At 63.3% G+C, this 17,396-nt stretch carries 15 protein-coding genes; 11 read left to right on the top strand and 4 right to left on the bottom strand.

Annotated features, from left to right (window positions below; translation table 11 throughout):
• Positions 1-5 precede the first annotated feature (5 nt).
• Positions 6-701: a response regulator transcription factor gene (locus tag BM194_RS02415; RefSeq protein ID WP_092843276.1), complete on the bottom strand. Its 696-nt coding sequence runs from the start codon at positions 699-701 to the stop codon at positions 6-8.
• Between the two features lie 145 nt (positions 702-846).
• Between BM194_RS02415 and BM194_RS02410 the strand changes: the two genes are divergently transcribed.
• The gene (locus tag BM194_RS02410; RefSeq protein ID WP_092843274.1) at positions 847-1,362 is read left to right on the top strand and encodes a putative pterin-binding protein; all 516 of its coding nucleotides are present in this window, start codon (positions 847-849) and stop codon (positions 1,360-1,362) included.
• The gene (locus tag BM194_RS02405) at positions 1,349-3,616 is read left to right on the top strand and encodes an ATP-binding protein (protein ID WP_244890853.1); all 2,268 of its coding nucleotides are present in this window, start codon (positions 1,349-1,351) and stop codon (positions 3,614-3,616) included. The genes BM194_RS02410 and BM194_RS02405 overlap by 14 nt, the downstream gene beginning before the upstream one ends.
• Before the next feature lie 35 nt (positions 3,617-3,651).
• On the opposite strand, the gene BM194_RS02400 is transcribed toward BM194_RS02405, so the two are convergent.
• From BM194_RS02400 to BM194_RS02390, 3 genes are all read right to left on the bottom strand, one after another.
• Complete coding sequence (locus BM194_RS02400) at positions 3,652-4,818, bottom strand: EAL domain-containing response regulator (RefSeq protein ID WP_092843270.1); 1,167 nt, start codon at positions 4,816-4,818, stop codon at positions 3,652-3,654.
• A gap of 152 nt (positions 4,819-4,970) precedes the next feature.
• A complete protein-coding gene (locus tag BM194_RS02395) occupies positions 4,971-6,659 on the bottom strand; it encodes a methyl-accepting chemotaxis protein (RefSeq protein ID WP_092843268.1) in 1,689 nt (562 codons plus the stop codon).
• A 319-nt stretch (positions 6,660-6,978) separates the two neighbouring features.
• Positions 6,979-8,013: a LacI family DNA-binding transcriptional regulator gene (locus BM194_RS02390; RefSeq protein ID WP_092843265.1), complete on the bottom strand. Its 1,035-nt coding sequence runs from the start codon at positions 8,011-8,013 to the stop codon at positions 6,979-6,981.
• A 55-nt stretch (positions 8,014-8,068) separates the two neighbouring features.
• Here BM194_RS02390 and ltnD point away from each other — a divergent pair, with 55 nt between their 5' ends.
• The 9 genes from ltnD (at position 8,069) to BM194_RS02345 (ending at position 17,393) form a co-directional block, all read left to right on the top strand.
• Positions 8,069-9,070, top strand: a complete 1,002-nt coding sequence (gene ltnD, locus BM194_RS02385; RefSeq protein ID WP_092843262.1) for an L-threonate dehydrogenase — start codon at positions 8,069-8,071, stop codon at positions 9,068-9,070.
• A complete protein-coding gene (gene otnK / locus BM194_RS02380) occupies positions 9,067-10,362 on the top strand; it encodes a 3-oxo-tetronate kinase (RefSeq protein WP_092843261.1) in 1,296 nt (431 codons plus the stop codon). The genes ltnD and otnK overlap by 4 nt, the downstream gene beginning before the upstream one ends.
• Entirely contained in the window at positions 10,359-11,006 is a 648-nt protein-coding gene (gene otnC, locus BM194_RS02375; RefSeq protein WP_092843259.1) for a 3-oxo-tetronate 4-phosphate decarboxylase, read from the top strand. Before otnK ends, otnC begins: the two co-directional genes overlap by 4 nt.
• Positions 11,007-11,043: 37 nt before the next feature.
• Positions 11,044-11,838: a 2-oxo-tetronate isomerase gene (gene otnI, locus BM194_RS02370; protein ID WP_092843257.1), complete on the top strand. Its 795-nt coding sequence runs from the start codon at positions 11,044-11,046 to the stop codon at positions 11,836-11,838.
• 53 nt (positions 11,839-11,891) lie between these two features.
• The gene (denD, locus tag BM194_RS02365; RefSeq protein WP_092843255.1) at positions 11,892-12,860 is read left to right on the top strand and encodes a D-erythronate dehydrogenase; all 969 of its coding nucleotides are present in this window, start codon (positions 11,892-11,894) and stop codon (positions 12,858-12,860) included.
• A gap of 83 nt (positions 12,861-12,943) precedes the next feature.
• Positions 12,944-13,948 carry a TRAP transporter substrate-binding protein gene (locus BM194_RS02360; RefSeq protein WP_177223321.1) on the top strand — a complete coding sequence of 335 codons (1,005 nt, stop codon included), beginning with the start codon at positions 12,944-12,946 and terminating at the stop codon, positions 13,946-13,948.
• 62 nt (positions 13,949-14,010) lie between these two features.
• Positions 14,011-14,646, top strand: a complete 636-nt coding sequence (locus BM194_RS02355; protein WP_092843253.1) for a TRAP transporter small permease — start codon at positions 14,011-14,013, stop codon at positions 14,644-14,646.
• Entirely contained in the window at positions 14,643-15,917 is a 1,275-nt protein-coding gene (locus tag BM194_RS02350; protein ID WP_092843251.1) for a TRAP transporter large permease, read from the top strand. The genes BM194_RS02355 and BM194_RS02350 overlap by 4 nt, the downstream gene beginning before the upstream one ends.
• Positions 15,918-15,932: 15 nt before the next feature.
• Positions 15,933-17,393, top strand: a complete 1,461-nt coding sequence (locus BM194_RS02345; protein WP_092843249.1) for an aldehyde dehydrogenase family protein — start codon at positions 15,933-15,935, stop codon at positions 17,391-17,393.
• Positions 17,394-17,396 lie beyond the last annotated feature (3 nt).

Raw genomic sequence — 17,396 nt, 5'->3', positions numbered from 1 at the left:
GATCTTCAGTGACTCATGGCCTGCGCCTCCAGCCGGTAGCCATGCTGGTAGATACTACGCAGGCGTACGCCATGACTGCCGTCCAGTACCAGCTTGCGGCGTAGCCGGCTGATGTGGGTATCCACGGTGCGTGTCGAGACGTCGCCCTTGATGCCCCAGACGACTTCCAGCAGGTGAGCGCGCGAGAGCAGTTCGCCAGGATGGCTGAAGAACAGCGAGACCAAGCGGAATTCACGCTCCGTCAACGTCACACGCTCGCCGGCAAGCTGCACCTCGCGCTGACCGCCATCCAGCGAGTAGGCCCCAAACTGCTCCTTGTCAGTGGCTTGTGCCTGGAGCCCGGCCCGCCGCGCAAGGGCATTGACACGCGCGGAGAGTTCGCGAGGACGCAGCGGCTTGGCCAGGAAATCATCGGCGCCACTGTCGAGTGCCAGGACGATGTCCTCCTCCTCCTGACTGGCGGTAACGAACAGGATCGGCCCCTTCCAGCCATCATGCTGTCGCAGGTGGGCGGTAACGTCCATGCCGCTGGCATCCGGCAGCCGCCAATCGATGATGAACAGGTCGAACGCCTGGGTCTGTATGGCCCGGCGCAGTTCGCTGGCGCGCATGAACTGCGTGACGCGGTGCCCGACGGCGATCAGGCATTGCTCGATGAAATCCTGCTGATCGGCATCGTCTTCCAGCACGCCGATATGCATTGGGTTTGGCATGTTTTTCTTCTTACCGATAACCACCGGTCGTTGCTTGAATAGGGGTGCTCACGCCATGTTTGTGACAATGGTTCACAGTTCGATAGCGAGTCTTCGAAATACAATCGGTTTGTCAGCCATTTGAGGAACTGTCATGTCGCTTTATCGCTCACGCGCCCTGTTGGGCGGCCTCCTGGCCTTTTTACTCTCTTCTATCGGCAGCCAGGCCCTGGCACTTGAGGCGCCGACGGGACCGGTAATCCTGGTGGTAAGTGGCGACATCACCGAAACCAATGTCGGCGACGAGGCACATTTCGACAGCGACATGCTCCAGGTTCTCGAGCAGCGCGAGACCGTGACCGGGACGCCGTGGCACGAAGGCCGGGTAACGTTCAACGGCCCGCTGGGACGGGCATTGCTGGAGACGGTGGGGGCACAGGGCGACACCATGAAGGTCGTCGCGCTAAACGACTATTCTTCCGAGATCCCCGTCGCGGATTTCGCGCAGCATGACGTGATCCTGGCCATGTCCGCCGATGGACGCCGGTTGCGGGTCCGCGACCAAGGGCCACTGTTCGTCATCTATCCCTTCGACGAGACCCCGGCGCTGCTCAACGAAGAGGTCATTACCCGCTCGGTCTGGCAGGTCAAGGCCATTGAAATCCACTGATACCGCTAGGGCATCGGGGGCCCTGTCGATGCAGTCGCTGTTATCGCGACGTTTCAGGATCGCCACGTTCGCGGCGATCCTCTTTTTTCTTGCGGCCTTGGCCACAGGCGGCCTGATCTTCCAGCGCCAGCAGGCCCTCGAAGGTCGCTTGCTCGAAAACCTGGTCTGGGCGGCGTATCAGTTCGACCGCGAGGTCAGGGAGTTCCGCTTTGCCCTGCTCGATGAAAGCGATCACTCGCTTGATGAGGCCTTGCTGCGCCATGAAATCCTCTACAGTCGCATGAACCTTTTTCTCCACGGCGATATCGCTCGCTCTATCGGCGCGGTGCCGGGGCTGAACGATCCCCTTCAACGTGCCAAACGCCTGATCGACGACATCGATGGACAACTGCTGGCCTTGCCCGAGGATGTGACGCAACTGTCGGCGGGGCTGACCCGGGAACTTCTCGACAAGAACCAGGCGCTACAGTTGCTGACCGGCGATATCCTGGTCGACATCAATGCCCATGTCGCGGAAAGGCGTACCTTCGAGCGCCAGGAACTGCTCAAGCTGTATTGGGTGGTGCTGATACTGGTTGTGCTGGTGATGCTTTCCGGGGGCGTGCTGGTCAGGGCGTTGGTCCAGGAAGGTCGGGCTCGTTTCGAAAAGGCGCAACTGCTCGAGAGGCAGGCCGTCGAGCTCGACGAGGTCGCCCGTCGTGCCGAGTCGGCGAGTCGGGCCAAGTCGGAATTCATGGCGGTCATGAGTCATGAGGTCCGCACACCGCTGAACGGCGTGATCGGCATGGCCGACCTGCTCGGCGACGAGCGGCTGACGGCACGCGGGCATGAGTATCTCATGGCACTCAAGCAGAGCGCGGCTGGGCTGCACGCGGTGATCAACGATATCCTGGACTACACCAAGCTCGAGTCGGGGGCCTTGGATCTCGACGATCGTCCGTTCAACCTGCCGACGTTCATCGAGCAGGTCTGTGCCGGTTATCAGTTGCGCCAGGATAAGCGGGACGTTCCCCTGACGTACCAGCTTGATGCCGATCTGCCGTCATTCGTCAGCGGCGATATCAATCGTCTGCGCCAGGTATTGATGAACCTGTTGACCAATGCCTTCAAATTTACCGAACAGGGCTTTGTCAGGCTCAGTGTCACGCGTGAAAACGGACAGCACATTCGCTTCGAGGTACGCGATACCGGTTGTGGTATTGCTGCAGACGATCAGCAGCGACTATTCGCCCCGTTCACTCAGGTCGATGCCTCGATTGCCCGGCGGCATGAAGGTAGCGGGCTGGGGCTGGCCATTTGCCAGCGCCTGACCCGAGCTATGGGCGGCGACATCGGTGTCAGTAGCCAGCCAGGGTTGGGTAGCCTGTTCTGGTTTACCGTCAGCTTGCCCGAGACGAGCCCTGTCGAACCGCTGTCCCGGATCGTGACGGATGGCAAGGGCCTCGACCGCCATACGATCCTTGTGGTGGAGGACAACCCGGTCAACCAGACCGTGACCACCGCGATGCTCGAATGGATGGGACAGCAGGCCATCGTCGTCGACAATGGCGAGGAAGCGCTGGCCTGCCTGGCCTCGAATGGCGCCATCGACCTGGTATTGCTCGACATGCAGATGCCGGTGCTGGATGGACCGGAGACGGCACGCCGCTGGCGGGCGCGGGAGGCGGCGGGAGAGCGCCTGCCGATTCTCGCCATGACAGCCAATGTCATGCCTGAACATCGCGATATCTGCTTGCAGAGCGGCATGGACGAGGTGATCTGCAAACCCTTCACGCGTGAAGCGCTCTACGACCGGCTCTGCCATTACCTGGGCCCCTGCTGCCGGGAGGCAGTCGAGTCGCTGGAAGGCCGGCAGGCCCCGCGTGATGCGCTGTCGTTGCCATCGCCTGCCAGTGGAGCGGTGGCCGATAGTGTGCTGGTGGATATCGCAACCCAGCGAGAATTGCGCGATACCCTCGATCCTGATGCCCTGCAAGGATTGTTCGAGACGTTCTTGGCACGCCTCGATCAGCGTCTGGTTGCGTTGGGGCGCCATCTGGACAACGAGGATCGGCAGGCGTTTCAACGGGAAGCGCATTCACTCAAGGGCGCGGCGGGGTCCTTGGGATGCCTGGCCATCGCCGAGCAGGCACGTATCCTGGAACAGGGAAGCGTGTTGTCCGAAGCGGCCCATCTTCGCCGCGACCTGCAGCGCCTTGCCGAACTGGCCCGAGCCACGCGTGTTTCGCTGCAAGACCTGCCACTGCTGGGTTGATGTTCCCGTTGCCTTGATAGCCATACCCAAGGCCCTCACGCGAGGGCCTTGGCCTTCTGCGTGGCCTGTGCGGCATACCAGGCATCGAATTGTGCGCTGGGCATGGGGCGAGCCAATAGAAACCCTTGGCCGATATCGCAATGGGCGTGACGCAGCAGGTCATGCTGTTCCCGGGTCTCGATGCCTTCTGCCACTACCGTCATGTCGAGTCGTCGTCCCAGGTCAATGATGGCCAGCGTGATGGCGCGAGCCTCACGGTCCTCGTCACACAGCGAAACGAAGCTGCGATCCAGCTTCAGCTCGTCGAAGGGCAGCCGGTAGAGCTGAATCAGCGATGAATAGCCGGTACCGAAGTCGTCCAGTGCCAGCCGGCATCCGCGTTCGCGCAGCGCCGACAGGACATGCCGTGCATAGCTCAGGCATTCGATGCCTGCCGACTCGGTCAGTTCCAGGGTCAGCCCCTCGAGACGTGAGGTATGGCGGGCCACGATGCGGTCGAAGGTCGCCAGCATGTTGGGCGCTTTCAACCACTGTGCAGGAACGTTGATGGCCATGTTCAGCGTCCAGCCATTGGCCTGCCAGCGGGCCTGCTGTGCCAGGGCCAGGTCGAGCACGTGCCAGCTCAGGTCGACGATACGATGATGGCGTTCGGCCAACGGGATGAAGCGGTCGGGCGTGATCAGGCCACACCGTGGATCCTGCCAGCGTAGTAGGGCCTCCACGCCGACCACCTGGCCGGTCTGAAGGTCGAACTTGGGTTGATAGGCCAGGAAAAAATGACCCTGGCGCATGGCATTGTCCAGCGCCTCGAGGGTCGGTGACGTTTCGCGGTCTGCCAAGGGCTGGATCACCGTATCGAGTCGCTTCAGCAGTTGCCCCTTGGAAAGAAAGCCGAGCATGTGCAAGCCCTTGGACCTGCCAGAGTGAAGCAAGGCTTGAGCTGTATCTTCATCGCAGCCACTGAGCAGTACCACGGCGGCGTTGAGGCGCAAGTCGTGCAGGTACTGGAGAATGTCGAACCCGGTAAATTCACCGAGGCTGAAGTCGAGCAGGATGAGGTCCACGTCGAGCAGGCCCGGCTGGCGAGCCAGTTCCTCGAGGCCGGCCACGGCAATGACCTCGAAGCCACGACGTCGCAACAGATGCTGGCCCAGTAACTGGATTTCGATATCGTCATCGACGATCAAGGCGCGCTGTGTCATGCAAGGAACTCCTGACAAGGGAGAGCGGGGTTGGTCGTGTGCCGGGTAGGGAAGCGGATTGCAGTTCGGTAGAAAAAGCCCGGCGTGTTTGACTGCACGCCGGGAAGACCAGGGAAACCGTGTCCAGTGCTTAGCGGCTCATCTCGGTGCGATCAGAAGGCCTCCCAATCGTCATGCTCGGTCGCCTTGCGGGTCGTCTTGACTGACTTGCCCGGTGACGCCAAGGCCTTGCCCGCGGCCGGCTTGGCAGCCTGACGAGCGGTTGCCGGGTTGCCTTGCAGGGTGTTGCTCAGGCGGAACGAGGCCACCAGGGCATTGAGTCGCTCGGCCTGTTCGCGCATCTCGTTGGCGGCAGCACTTGATTGCTCGACCATGGAGGCGTTGTGCTGGGTCATGTTGTCGAGTTCGGTCACGGCGGTGTTGACCTGACCGATGCCGACGCTCTGCTCCTTGGCGCCGGCACTGATCTCGCCGATCACGTCGGTGACGCGCTCGATGCTCTCGACGATCTCCAGCATGGTCTTGCCGGCGCGCTTGACCAGTTGCGTACCGGACTGCGTGCGGGCTACCGATGTATCGATCAGCTCACGGATATTGCGTGAGGCCTCGCTGGAACGGCTGGCCAAAGTACGGACTTCCTGGGCGACCACCGCGAAGCCACGGCCATGTTCGCCGGCGCGCGCCGCTTCCACCGACGCGTTGAGGGCGAGGATGTTGGTCTGGAAGGCGATGCTGTCGATCAGGCCGATGATTTCGCTGATCTGGCCGGCAGAGGCGTTGATGTCGTCCATGGTGGTCTCGACCTGCTGCATGGCCTTCTGCCCTTGGCGGGCGATATCCACGGTCGAGTGGGCGAGTTGATTGGCCTGCTGGGCGGCGTCAGAGGTATTGCTGACGGTCGAGGATATCTCCTCCATCGAGGCCGACGTTTCCTGCAGGTTGGAGGCGGCCTGCTCGGTGCGTGAGGCCAGGTCCTGGCTGCTCTGGGCGATCTCGTCAGCGGCGGTATGCACGCTTTCCGTGCTGGCGCGCACCTGCTGCAACGTCTGGTCGATACGCGCGATGAAGGCGTTGAACTGAACGGCCAGGTCGCCGATCTCGTCGTTGCGCTTGCTGTCGATGCGGGCAGTGAGATCGCCATCGCCGTCAGTGATTTCGCGGATACGGCCAGTGATCTGGCGAATGGCACGCGACATGAACAGCGGACCGACCAGCGCCAGTGTCACGGCACCGAGAAAGACCAGGATCGAGAAAATCACGATGATGGTCTGCTGGGTATTGATACGCTTGACGGTCGCGGCTTCCAGAGCGACGACTTTCTGACCGGCCGTTTCGCCTGCCATGTCGTAAATGCCGCGCAGTGTCTCGAAGTGGCTCAAGGAGTCGCCTTCAAGATGGGCTATCGCTTCAGACACGTTGCCTTCCGAATATAACGTAAATGTCATTTCGGACGCTTCCCGCCATTGCCGATAAGTATTCTCGAACGCATTCAACTGACCGATGAGTTCGGGGTGACTCGCCAATTTTTCCTTGTAGGCCATCAAACCATCGTATGCCTGTTGGGCATTTTCCCGATACGCCTTGCGCACTTCCTCGGCATGGGCGGTACCTGGCTCGGCGCGTAAATATTCGAGCTCGGCTGTCCTGGCCTGGTAGAGGTCCCGGTCGGCGTTGAGCGCTGCCGAAATGGCGGGGTTGAATGAAGAACTGAACTCGAGCATGCGCTCCTTGACGCTGCGGGTCAGCATGAAGTCGGCGATGACGACCGCCAGCAGGGCCAGTGCCACGCCAATGAAGGCGACGGCATATTTTACGCTGATTTTCTTGAAGTGCCTGGTCATGACATGTCTCTCTCTAGGAAGAGTTGACTAGTCACTGTCTGAAAACTGCCTGCGCTCGGCCATACTGCGTTAAAAATCAGCTCAAAATACTCATTTACAACCCGTAAACTCCGCTTTTTCGCTGATTTTTGCCTTGCCTAACCTTCGCTCGTCGACTTTTCAGACAGTGCCTAACTGTTACGGAACAGTAAATCCCGAGTTTATTGTTAGTCGACTATGTGTCATGACTTGTCACGTTTGTTCACGTTCAAACTTGCGTTTATCAATTCAAAGTATTCAAGGTGTGAATACTCCATTGGTTAAGTTTGCTTAGTTTTTATCAAGTGCTTTCACCAATGCAAAGTTCGAAACTTACATCGTGACTTGTATTTTCAATTGGCTTGCCCTCGATACGTGCGATGACTTGTTTGGCGGCAATTCGCCCGATCGCCTCGCGTGGTGACACGATCGTCGTCAGCCGGGGGGTGATGTGCTGGCCGAACGGCAACCCGGTAAAGCCGGCGATGGCGACATCGTCGGGCACGCGGATACCGGCTCGGTTGGCATGCAGGATGGCGCCAGCCGCCAGGGTGTCGTCGGCGAAGTGAATGGCCTCGGTGCCTGATCGCTGCACCATTATCTGGCGAAATGCCCTGGCACCGATCTCCAGCGCGCTGGCTTCGGGCCATTCCTCCAATGGCGCTTCCAGCCCGTTTTCCTGCAACAGGTCGCGGTGCCCCTCGTAGCGCAGCCGGGCACGGTAGTTGCCGTCCATTTGCGAGCCGGCATAGACGATGCGCCGATAGCCTCGGTCGAGCAGATGCTGCGCCATGCAGCGTCCGGCATCGTAGTGCGACAGGCCCACATTGAGATCGATGCCTTGGCCGAGCTCCATGATTTCCATGATCGGTTTCTGCCAGCGCTTGAGCATGGCGGTGCAGGCGGCGTCGTGACGTAGCCCGGTAATCACCAGTGCGGAGGAGGACCAGCCGAGGAAGGTCTGGACCAGCTCGTACTCCCGACGCATGTCGTATTCGGTATTGCCGAGCAGAATCTGGTAGCCGTGCTTCTCGAAGGTGGTCTGCAGGCCGTGTATGACCTCGATGAATACCACGTTGGAGAGCGACGGGACGATCACGGCGATGAAGCGTGAATTGGCCGAGGCCAGGCTGCCGGCAAGCATGTTGCGTACGTAGCCGACCCGCGCGATGGCGGCCTCGACGCGCTCGCGGGTCGCCGGGCGCACGCTGTCGGGCGAGTTGAGCACACGCGAGACAGTGATCGTGGAGACTCCCGATTCGCGGGCGACGTCGGCCAGGGTCGGGTTGTCGGCACCACGTCGCTTGCGACGCTCCGGCAATTCTGGATTAGACATTGGTCGCGCTCCCGTTCCCATCGCTTGCGTGTTCTGAGAGGGTAATCTAAACCAGATGTTAGCGCTAACATCCAAGCCGATACAGCGACAACAACGACAAGGTGGAACACGGGAGACGCCAATGGCCGAGCGCGCCACGAACGCCGCAACGATAGGAGTCATCGGGCTGGGTGCCATGGGGTTGGGCACGGCCACGGCATTGCTGGAAGCCGGGCTGGAGGTGATGGGCTGCGATATCAACGACGGCGCCCGGCAGGCCTTCGAGTCGCGGGGCGGCACCAGCGTGGCCACGCCGGTCGAGTTGGCCGAGCGTTGCAGCATCGTGCTGGTGGTGGTGGTCAACGCCGAGCAGGTCGAATCGGTGCTGTTCGGTGAAGCGGGGCTAGTGGATCGGCTGGCACCGGGCAGCCTGGTGATGCAGTGTGCCACGGTGGCGCCTAGCTACGCCAAGTCGCTCGGCGAACGGCTCGAGGCCGCCGGCCTGCTGATGCTCGATGCCCCGATCAGCGGCGGGGCGGCCAAGGCGCGCCAGGGCCGGCTGTCGGTGATGTCATCGGGCAGCGAGGCGGCCTATGGCAAGGCCGGGCCGGTCCTTGAGGCCATGGCCGAAACCGTTCATCGCCTGGGCGATGTCCCCGGCGCAGGCTCCAGCGTCAAGCTGGTCAACCAGTTGCTGGCCGGCGTGCATATCGCCGCCGCCGCCGAGGCCATGGCGCTGGGCATTCGCATGGGCATCGACCCGGATACGCTCTATCAAGTGATCACGCAGTCGGCCGGTAATTCCTGGATGTTCGAGAATCGCGTGCCACACATCCTCAAGGGCGATTACACGCCGCTCTCCGCCGTGGACATTTTCGTCAAGGATCTCAATATCGTGCACCAGACCGGGCGCGAGCTGGCCTTTTCCATGCCGGTGTCGGCCAGTGCATTGCAGCAGTTCACTGCTGCCAGTGGCGCCGGGTTCGGGCGCGAGGACGACGCGGCCGTCGTCAAGGTGTATCAGCGCCTGTCGGGAATTACATTGCCGGCCGCTAACGACGAGGAGGGCGGAGCATGAGCCTTGTTCTCGGTGCCATTGCCGACGATTTCACCGGCGCGACCGACCTGGCCAACAACCTGGTGCGTGCCGGCATGCGCTGCATCCAGACCATCGGCGTGCCCGAGCATGCACTGGACGTCGACGATGTCGATGCGGTGGTGGTGGCGCTCAAGTCGCGCTCCTGCCCGGCGGAGCAGGCCGTGAACGATTCGCTGGCCGCGCTCGCCTGGCTGCAAGCACAGGGCGCGCGTCAGATCTTCTTCAAGTACTGCTCGACGTTCGACTCCACGCCGCGCGGCAATATCGGCCCGGTCGCCGATGCGCTACTGGAGCGCGTGGGTGGAGAGCAGACGGTGATGGTACCGGCCTTTCCGGTCAACGGGCGCACCGTCTACCAGGGGCATCTGTTCGTCGGTGACCGGCTGCTCAACGACAGCGGCATGCAGCATCACCCCCTGAATCCCATGCAGGATGCCGACCTGGTGCGCGTACTGGCCCAACAGACGCCGCATCCGGTCGGATTGCTGCCACATGCCACGCTGGCCCAGGGGGCTGAGGCCGCCCAGGCGCGCCTGGGCGCGCTGCAACGTGAGGGGGTGCGTCACGTGATCTGCGACACTCTCGATGAAAACGATCTGGCGGTGCTCGCCGAGACGGTGGCCGACCTGGCGCTGGTGACCGGCGGGTCGGGGCTGGGCCAGACCCTGCCCGAAGCCTACCGCCGGCGTGGCTGGCTGGCGCCGGTCGCCAATGCCGGTCAATTAGACGCGCCGAACGGTGCGGCCCTGGTGCTGTCCGGAAGCTGTTCGCGCGCCACGCTGGGTCAGGTCGAGCATTTCCTGGCTTCCCATGAGGGGTTTGCGCTGGACCCGCTGGCACTGGCCGACAGCGATACGCAGATCGAGGAAGCGCTGGCCTTTGCCCGTGAGCGCCTGGACGAGGCGACGCCGGTACTGATCTATGCCTCGGCATCGCCCGAACGGGTCGAGCAGGCCCAGCAACGCTTGGGCGCGGCGCAGGCTGGCGAGTTGGTCGAACGGGCCATGGCACGCCTGGCCCGTGAACTGTTGGATGCGGGTGTCGGGCGGCTGGTAGTGGCCGGTGGCGAGACGTCCGGTGCCGTGGTCTCGGCGCTGGGCGTAACCGAGTTGCGCATCGGCGAGCAGATCGACCCCGGCGTACCGTGGACGCAGACCCAAGTGGCCGGGCGCGAGGCGCCGCTGTCGCTGGCGCTCAAGTCCGGCAACTTCGGCGGGGTCGATTTCTTCACTCGGGCCTTCGCGGCCCTTGGCCAGGGAGGGACGTCATGAGCCGCCACGACGACAACCGCCTGCGCGAGCAGATCGTCACCTACGGCCAGTCGCTGTTCGATCGCGGCCTGACCATGGGCTCGAGCGGCAATATCAGCATGCGCCTCGACGATGGCGGCTGGCTGATGACACCGACAAATGCCTGCCTGGGGCGACTCGATCCGGCGCGCATCTCGCACCTCGATCGCGACGGTGGGCTGATCGACGGCGACAAGCCAACCAAGGAAAGCTTTCTGCACATGGCGATGTATGCCGAGCGGCCGCAGTCGCAGGCCATCGTGCATCTGCATTCGACCCATTCGGTGGCGGTGTCGTGCCTGCCGGACATCGACACCCACGACTGCATTCCGCCGCTCACTGCCTACTACGTGATGCGTGTCGGCCGGCTACCGCTGGTGCCATACCACGTGCCGGGCGATACCGCGCTGGGCGACGCGGTGAAGGGACTGGCAGGCCGGCACAGCGCGGTGCTGCTGGCCAATCACGGCCCGGTGGTGGCAGGCAAGTCGCTGGAGGCGGCGGTCTACGCCACCGAAGAACTCGAGGAAACCGCCAAGCTGTTCCTGCTGCTGCGCGGCCAGAACCCGCGCTGCCTGACGCCGGAACAGGTGGCCGAACTCGAAGCGAAGTTTCCGCGTGACTGAAGCGGCAATCCACAACGACACGAGGCAAGACGATTCCATGATCAAGCTGGCTGCCAATCTCAGCATGCTGTTCACCGAGCACGACTTCCTCGAGCGCTTCGCGGTGGCGGCGAAGGCCGGGTTCCGTGGCGTCGAGTACCTGTTCCCCTATGCCTATGCGCCGCACGAACTGCGTTCCGCCCTGGACGACAACGGCCTGCAGCAGGTGCTGTTCAACCTGCCGCCGGGCGATTGGGAGGCGGGCGAACGCGGCCTGGCCAGCCTGCCGGGGCGCGAGGCCGAGTTTCGCGACAGCGTCCAGGAAGCGCTGCGCTATGCCGAGGCCCTCGACTGCCCCCGGTTGCATGCCATGGCCGGGCTGCTGCCGGCGGAGGCCGACGAGGCGACCCGCGAAGCGCACATGACGACTTACGTCGACAACCTGCGCTTTGCCGCGGGGGAACTGGCCAAGGCAGGGCGGACCCTGCTCATCGAGCCGATCAATACCCACGACATGCCCGGTTTCTTCCTCAATCGCCAGGCCCAGGCCCGCGAGGTGCTGGCACGGGTCGGCGCCGACAACCTGCGCGTCCAGTTCGATCTCTATCACTGCCAGATGAGCGAAGGAAACCTGTTCGCCAATCTCGAGGCACAGTTGCCCTATCTCGGGCACGTGCAGATTGCTGGCGTCCCGGGGCGTCATGAGCCGGATGTCGGTGAGGTGAACTATCCGGCAGTGCTCGAGCGCCTGGCGGCGCTAGGTTACGACGGCTGGGTGGGCTGCGAGTACAAGCCGGCGGCGGAAACCGCCGCCGGGCTGGGGTGGGGGATCGCCTACGGGCTGCAAGCCTGATACGCCAAGACTGATAAGCCAGTTTGCGTGACAAACAACGACAAGGAAAGACGATGCACGTATTGATCACCGGCGCGGCCGGTTTCCTCGGCCAACGCCTGACCAGGACGCTACTCGAGCGCGGCGAGGTCAACGGCAAGGTACTGACACGCCTGACGCTGATTGACCAGGTCGCACCGGTACCGCCTTCCGATGACACGGTCCGGCTCGATTGCCGGGCCATGGACATCACCCGTCCCGGTGCACTGGACAGTCTGCTCGGCGAGCGTCCCGAGGCTATCTATCACCTTGCCGCTGTGGTCAGTGCGGCGGCCGAGGCCGATCTCGATTTGGGCATGACCGTCAATTTCGATGCTACCCGTAGCCTGCTGGAAGGCTGCCGTGCGGCCGGGCTGGCCGAGACACGCCTGATCATGGCCAGTTCGGTCGCCGTCTACGGCGGTGAGCTGCCGGACACGCTCGACGACATGACGGCGCTGACGCCACAAAGCTCCTACGGCACCCAGAAAGCCATGTGCGAGCTGCTGATCAACGATTACAGCCGGCGTGGCCTGGTCGACGGTTGCGTACTGCGTCTGCCGACCATCGTGGTACGTCCCGGCAAGCCCAACGCCGCCGCGTCCAGCTTCGCGTCGAGCATCCTGCGTGAACCGCTCAATGGCGAGGCGGCGGTCTGCCCGGTACCCACCGATCTCGACCTGTTCGTGATGTCGCCGGGGCGCGTCATCGACGCGCTGCTGCATGCCGCCACACTCCCCGGCGAGGCACTGGCCCCGTATCGCAGTGTGATGTTGCCCGGATTGACCGTCAGTGTCGCCGCGATGCTCGAGGTGTTGCGTGAGGTGGGGGGAGAGGAGGCGCTGGCCCGGGTGAGCCATGAGCCCGACCCGCGCATCGAAGCCATCGTCGCCAGCTGGCCGGCACGCTTCGAGACGCGCCGTGCCGAACGGCTCGGCTTTGCCGGTGACCGGGATTTTCACGAGATCGTACGCACCTTCATCGCCGAGCAGACCGCGTCCTGAGGTGTGATAGACAACAACACAACGACTCATCCGGCGGCACTGCCGCCACAACCCAGAAGCGTAACGCGAAAGAGGAAATAACAATGACAGCACGCTTTGCACGCACCGCTCTGACCACCGCCATCGCTGGCGTCGCCCTGGCATCCACCAGCCTCACTGCCTTGGCGGCCCAGACCATCACGGTTGGCCATACCACCTCCGACAATTCCCACTATTCGGTGGGCGTCGATGCCTTCAAGAAAACCCTGGAAGAGCTCAGCGGTGGCGAGTTCACCGTCGAGGAGCATCCGTCCGGGGCCCTGGGGGGCGAGCGCGCCATGATCGAGGGGCTGCAGATCGGCACCATCGACACCGTCATCACGTCCACCGGGCCGCTCGGCAACTTCGTGCCCGAGACCTACGTGCTCGACCTGCCGTTCCTGTTCGCCGATTACGACCAGGCGCGCTGCGTGCTGGATGGCGAGATCGGCCAGGAGCTACTCGACAAGGTCGGCCAGAACAACCTGGTCGGCCTGGCCTGGACCGAGAATGGCTTCCGTCACCTGACCAACAGCCTGCGTGACGTGAAGACCCCCGAAGACGCGTCCGGCCTGAAGATACGCACCATGGAAAACCAGATGCACATGGCGGCCTTCGAGGAAATGGACGTGCACCCCACGCCGATGGCCTTCCCGGAACTGTTCACGGCACTCCAGCAAGGCACGGTCGATGGCCAGGAAAACCCCGTGTCGGTGATCCTGACCAGTAACCTGTGGGAGGTTCAGGACCATATGACACTGACCGGCCACGTCTACTCGCCGGCCGTCATGCTCGCCTCGCCGGTCCTGTGGAACAGTCTCAGCGAGGAGCAGCAGGGCTGGTTCACGCAGGCCGCCAAGGCCGGGGCCGAAGCGACCCGTGCCGAGGTATCTCGTCTCGAGACCGAAGGGGTGAAGGAACTCAAGGACAAGGGCATGACGGTGGTGGAGAACGTCGACAAGTCGCAGTTCCAGGATGCCGTCGAACCGTCCTACTCGGTGTATACCGACCAGTACGGCAGCGAGATGCTCGACAAGATTCGCAACAGCGAATGTCTCGCCGGCAGCTGAGCACAGCACTCTAGGAACCTCGCCACCCCCGCGTCGGGGGTGGCCGATGCAAGGTGACTGCCATGCTGGAACTTTTCCTGCGCCTAGAGCGCTTCACGTCACGTATTGCGCTGATCGCTGCCGTCGCGATGCTGGTTGTCTCGGTATCGCTGGGTTTCTATCAGGTGCTGACCCGCTTCGTGTTCGATGCACCCTCGACCTGGTCCGAGGTCATGTCGCGCTCGTCGATGATCTGGTGTGTCTTTCTGGGGGCGGCCGCCTGCTTTCGCGGCGGCTACATGATGGCCGTCGAGGTCATCTACAAGCTGGTACCAGCCCGAGCCCTGGTGTGGCTCGAACTGATGGTTGCGCTGTGCTGCCTCATCGTGCTGGCCATCCTAGTCTACTTCGGCACGCAGATGACGATGCGGGTCAGCGCGCAGATGCTGTCGGGCGTGCAGATTTCGATTGCCTGGGTCTACGCGGCCATTCCCGTCGGCGCCGCTTTCTCGGTGCTGGCCGTGCTGGCGCGCATTGCCGCCCAGGTAACCCGGCGTGAGCCGATCGGCCCCGCCGAGGCCGAAGCACCGGCCGAACGGCCTCAGGATTCGTCCGCTGTACCGTCACGCCAGGCTCCGCGCCATGACGTCTCGTCCGGCCCAACCAAGTCGTCGGCTGCGCCGACCCCGACCGGACTCACCGGGAGGACCCGCTCATGAACCTGGCCATCGGACTCTCGCTGATCATCCTGTTCGGCCTGGGCGTGCCTATCGCCATTTCCATCCTGCTGGCGTCGATCATCGGCATCGAGTTCTTCTCGCGGTTGCCGCTATTGATGGTGCCGCAGCAGATGTTTGTCGGGATCGACAACTTTCCGCTGATGGCGATCCCGTTCTTCATTCTGGCTGGCAACTTGATGGCTGCCGGGGGCATCTCTCAGCGCCTGGTGGATCTCGCCAAGTCGATCGTCGGCGGCCTGCAGGGCGGTCTGGCGATGACCTGCGTGCTGACCTGCATGATGTTCGCTGCCGTGTCCGGGTCGAGTGTGGCGACGACGTTTGCCATCGGCTCGATCCTGATCCCGGCCATGGTGCGTCACGATTATCCGCGTCCACTGGCGGCCTCGATTCAGGCCTCGTCCGCCGAACTGGGCGTGCTGATTCCGCCGTCGATTCCGCTGATCCTGTATGGCGTCAGCACCGACACCTCGATCGGTCGATTGTTCATCGCCGGTATCGGGCCAGGGCTATTGATCGGCGGTTCGCTGCTGCTGTTCCTTTACCTATTCTGCAAGGTGCGCGGCTACGGCCTGCGCGACCGCGAGGAACGCCAAGCCTTTCCCACGGCATTCCGGCGAGCCTGGGCCGCCATGCTGATGCCGGTGGTGGTCATTGGCGGTATCTACGGTGGCGTTTTCACGCCCACCGAGGCCTCGGCGGTGGCGGTAGTCTATGCGCTGATCGTCGGCGGGCTAGTCTACCGTGAGCTGGGTTTCGACGACCTGTGGCCGATCTTCAAGCAGAGCGTCATCTCGACCACCACGATCATGTTGATCATCGCCGCGGCAACGCTGTTCAGCTTCCTGATCAGCCGCTCCGGGCTGCCCTCGGATGTGGCGGCCTGGGTAACCCAGGTCTTCGACAGCCCGATCACGTTCCTGCTGGCGGTCAACGTGATGTTGCTGGTGGTGGGCATGTTCGTCGAGACGTCTGCCGCCATCCTGGTGCTGGCCCCGATCTTCACCCCCATCGCCGTGCAGTACGGTATCGACCCGGTGCACTTCGGCCTGATCGTCGTCGTCAACCTGGCGCTGGGCATGTTCACGCCGCCGCTGGGCGTCAACCTGTTCGCCGCCTGCGCGGTAGCCAAGCTGTCCATCGATCAGCTCATTCCCTGGCTGCTGCGCTTCGTGCTGGTGGTGCTGGCCTGCCTGATGGCAATTACCTATCTGCCCTGGATATCGCTGGGCCTGGTCGATCTTCTCTACTGAGCGAGGAAAACAACAATGCATGAGCTACCCGAAATGCCACCTCGTGCGGCACTGATTGCCGGCGAGTGGGTGACGACACCCCACACGCTGCGCGTGGAAGCGCCGGCCACCGGCGAGACCCTCACCGAGATCGCCCGCAGCGAGGCGGAGCACGTCGAAGAGGCGGTCAGGGCCGCGCGGCGCGCCTTCGATGGCAAGCTGGGCGAATGGCATCGCTGGTCGGCCCGTCAGCGCGGCGAGTGGCTATATGCTTTCGCGGCGGCCATCGATGACGACGCCGAGGCACTCGCCGCGCTGGAGTGCGCCGATACCGGCAAGCCGATGAGCCAGGCCAAGGGCGATATTGCTGTCTGTGCGCGCTACTTCCGCTTTTATGCCGGGGCCGCCGACAAGTTGCATGGCGAGACGATCCCGTTCGAGAACGACTTTGCGGTGATGACCCTGCGCGAGCCGTTCGGGGTCTGCGCCCAGATCATCCCCTGGAACTATCCGTCACAGATCTTCGGGCGCTGCGTGGCTGCCGCGCTGGCGGCCGGCAACACGGTGGTGCTCAAGCCCGCCGAGGATGCCTGCCTGAGCGTGCTGCGCCTGGCCCAGATCGCCACGCGCTGCGGCCTGCCGCCTGGTGCACTCAACGTGATTCCCGGCCTGGGCAGCGAGGCGGGCGCGGCGCTGTCGGCGCACTCGCTGATCGATCACCTGTCGTTCACCGGCTCGCCGGTCACCGGCACGCTGGTCACCCAGGCGGCCGCAGCCAATCACGTGCCCGTGACCATGGAACTGGGCGGCAAGTCCCCGCAGGTGGTATTCGCCGATGCGGATCTTGACGCTGCATTGGCGGCGGTGGTGCGCGGCATCATCCAGAACGCCGGCCAGACCTGCTCGGCGGGTAGCCGCCTGCTGGTCGAGTCGAGCTGCTACGACGATGTGGTGTCGCGCCTGGCCGAGCGCTTCTCGGCGCTGCGTTGCGACGCCGGCGAGAAGGACCCGGATTGCGGCCCGCTGATCAACGCCCGCCAGCGCGAAAAGCTCGAGACGCGGCTTGCCGAGGCGAAGGACGACGGTATTCGCGTTGCGGCTGCCGGCCAACTGACCGACGGCGCACCCGCTGGCGGCCATTTCGTGGTGCCGCAGATGCTCGTCGATATTCCCGAGAATCATGACGTGGTGCGCGAGGAACTGTTCGGCCCGGTATTGGCAGTGCAGCGTTTCGAGGATGAGGACGACGCCGTGCGCCTGGCCAATGCCACCGACTTCGGGTTATGCGCCGGTATCTGGACCCGCGACGGCGGGCGACAGCTGCGCCTGGCCAAGCTTATCCGCAGCGGCCAGGTATTCATCAACAACTACGGCGCTGCCGGGGGCATCGAGCTGCCGTTCGGCGGGGTGGGGCGCTCCGGTCATGGCCGTGAAAAGGGCTTCGAAGGGCTGAAGAGTTATACGCAGATCAAGACTATCGCCATCAAGCACGGCTAAGGG

The sequence above is a fragment of the Modicisalibacter xianhensis genome (assembly GCF_900113605.1).
GTDB lineage: Bacteria > Pseudomonadota > Gammaproteobacteria > Pseudomonadales > Halomonadaceae > Modicisalibacter > Modicisalibacter xianhensis.
This window is presented reverse-complemented; position numbering and strand designations above follow the sequence as displayed.

What these genes read in the sequence shown, in the direction of transcription:
- otnC (WP_092843259.1), top strand. Translation starts at nt 10,359, where the DNA reads ATGAGCCGCCACGACGACAACCGCCTGCGCGAGCAGATCGTCACCTAC.
- BM194_RS02360 (WP_177223321.1), top strand. Translation starts at nt 12,944, where the DNA reads ATGACAGCACGCTTTGCACGCACCGCTCTGACCACCGCCATCGCTGGC.
- BM194_RS02415 (WP_092843276.1), bottom strand. Translation starts at nt 701, where the DNA reads ATGCATATCGGCGTGCTGGAAGACGATGCCGATCAGCAGGATTTCATC.
- denD (WP_092843255.1), top strand. Translation starts at nt 11,892, where the DNA reads ATGCACGTATTGATCACCGGCGCGGCCGGTTTCCTCGGCCAACGCCTG.
- BM194_RS02400 (WP_092843270.1), bottom strand. Translation starts at nt 4,818, where the DNA reads ATGACACAGCGCGCCTTGATCGTCGATGACGATATCGAAATCCAGTTA.
- ltnD (WP_092843262.1), top strand. Translation starts at nt 8,069, where the DNA reads ATGTTAGCGCTAACATCCAAGCCGATACAGCGACAACAACGACAAGGT.
- BM194_RS02355 (WP_092843253.1), top strand. Translation starts at nt 14,011, where the DNA reads ATGCTGGAACTTTTCCTGCGCCTAGAGCGCTTCACGTCACGTATTGCG.
- otnK (WP_092843261.1), top strand. Translation starts at nt 9,067, where the DNA reads ATGAGCCTTGTTCTCGGTGCCATTGCCGACGATTTCACCGGCGCGACC.
- BM194_RS02345 (WP_092843249.1), top strand. Translation starts at nt 15,933, where the DNA reads ATGCATGAGCTACCCGAAATGCCACCTCGTGCGGCACTGATTGCCGGC.
- BM194_RS02390 (WP_092843265.1), bottom strand. Translation starts at nt 8,013, where the DNA reads ATGTCTAATCCAGAATTGCCGGAGCGTCGCAAGCGACGTGGTGCCGAC.
- BM194_RS02350 (WP_092843251.1), top strand. Translation starts at nt 14,643, where the DNA reads ATGAACCTGGCCATCGGACTCTCGCTGATCATCCTGTTCGGCCTGGGC.
- BM194_RS02410 (WP_092843274.1), top strand. Translation starts at nt 847, where the DNA reads ATGTCGCTTTATCGCTCACGCGCCCTGTTGGGCGGCCTCCTGGCCTTT.
- otnI (WP_092843257.1), top strand. Translation starts at nt 11,044, where the DNA reads ATGATCAAGCTGGCTGCCAATCTCAGCATGCTGTTCACCGAGCACGAC.
- BM194_RS02395 (WP_092843268.1), bottom strand. Translation starts at nt 6,659, where the DNA reads ATGACCAGGCACTTCAAGAAAATCAGCGTAAAATATGCCGTCGCCTTC.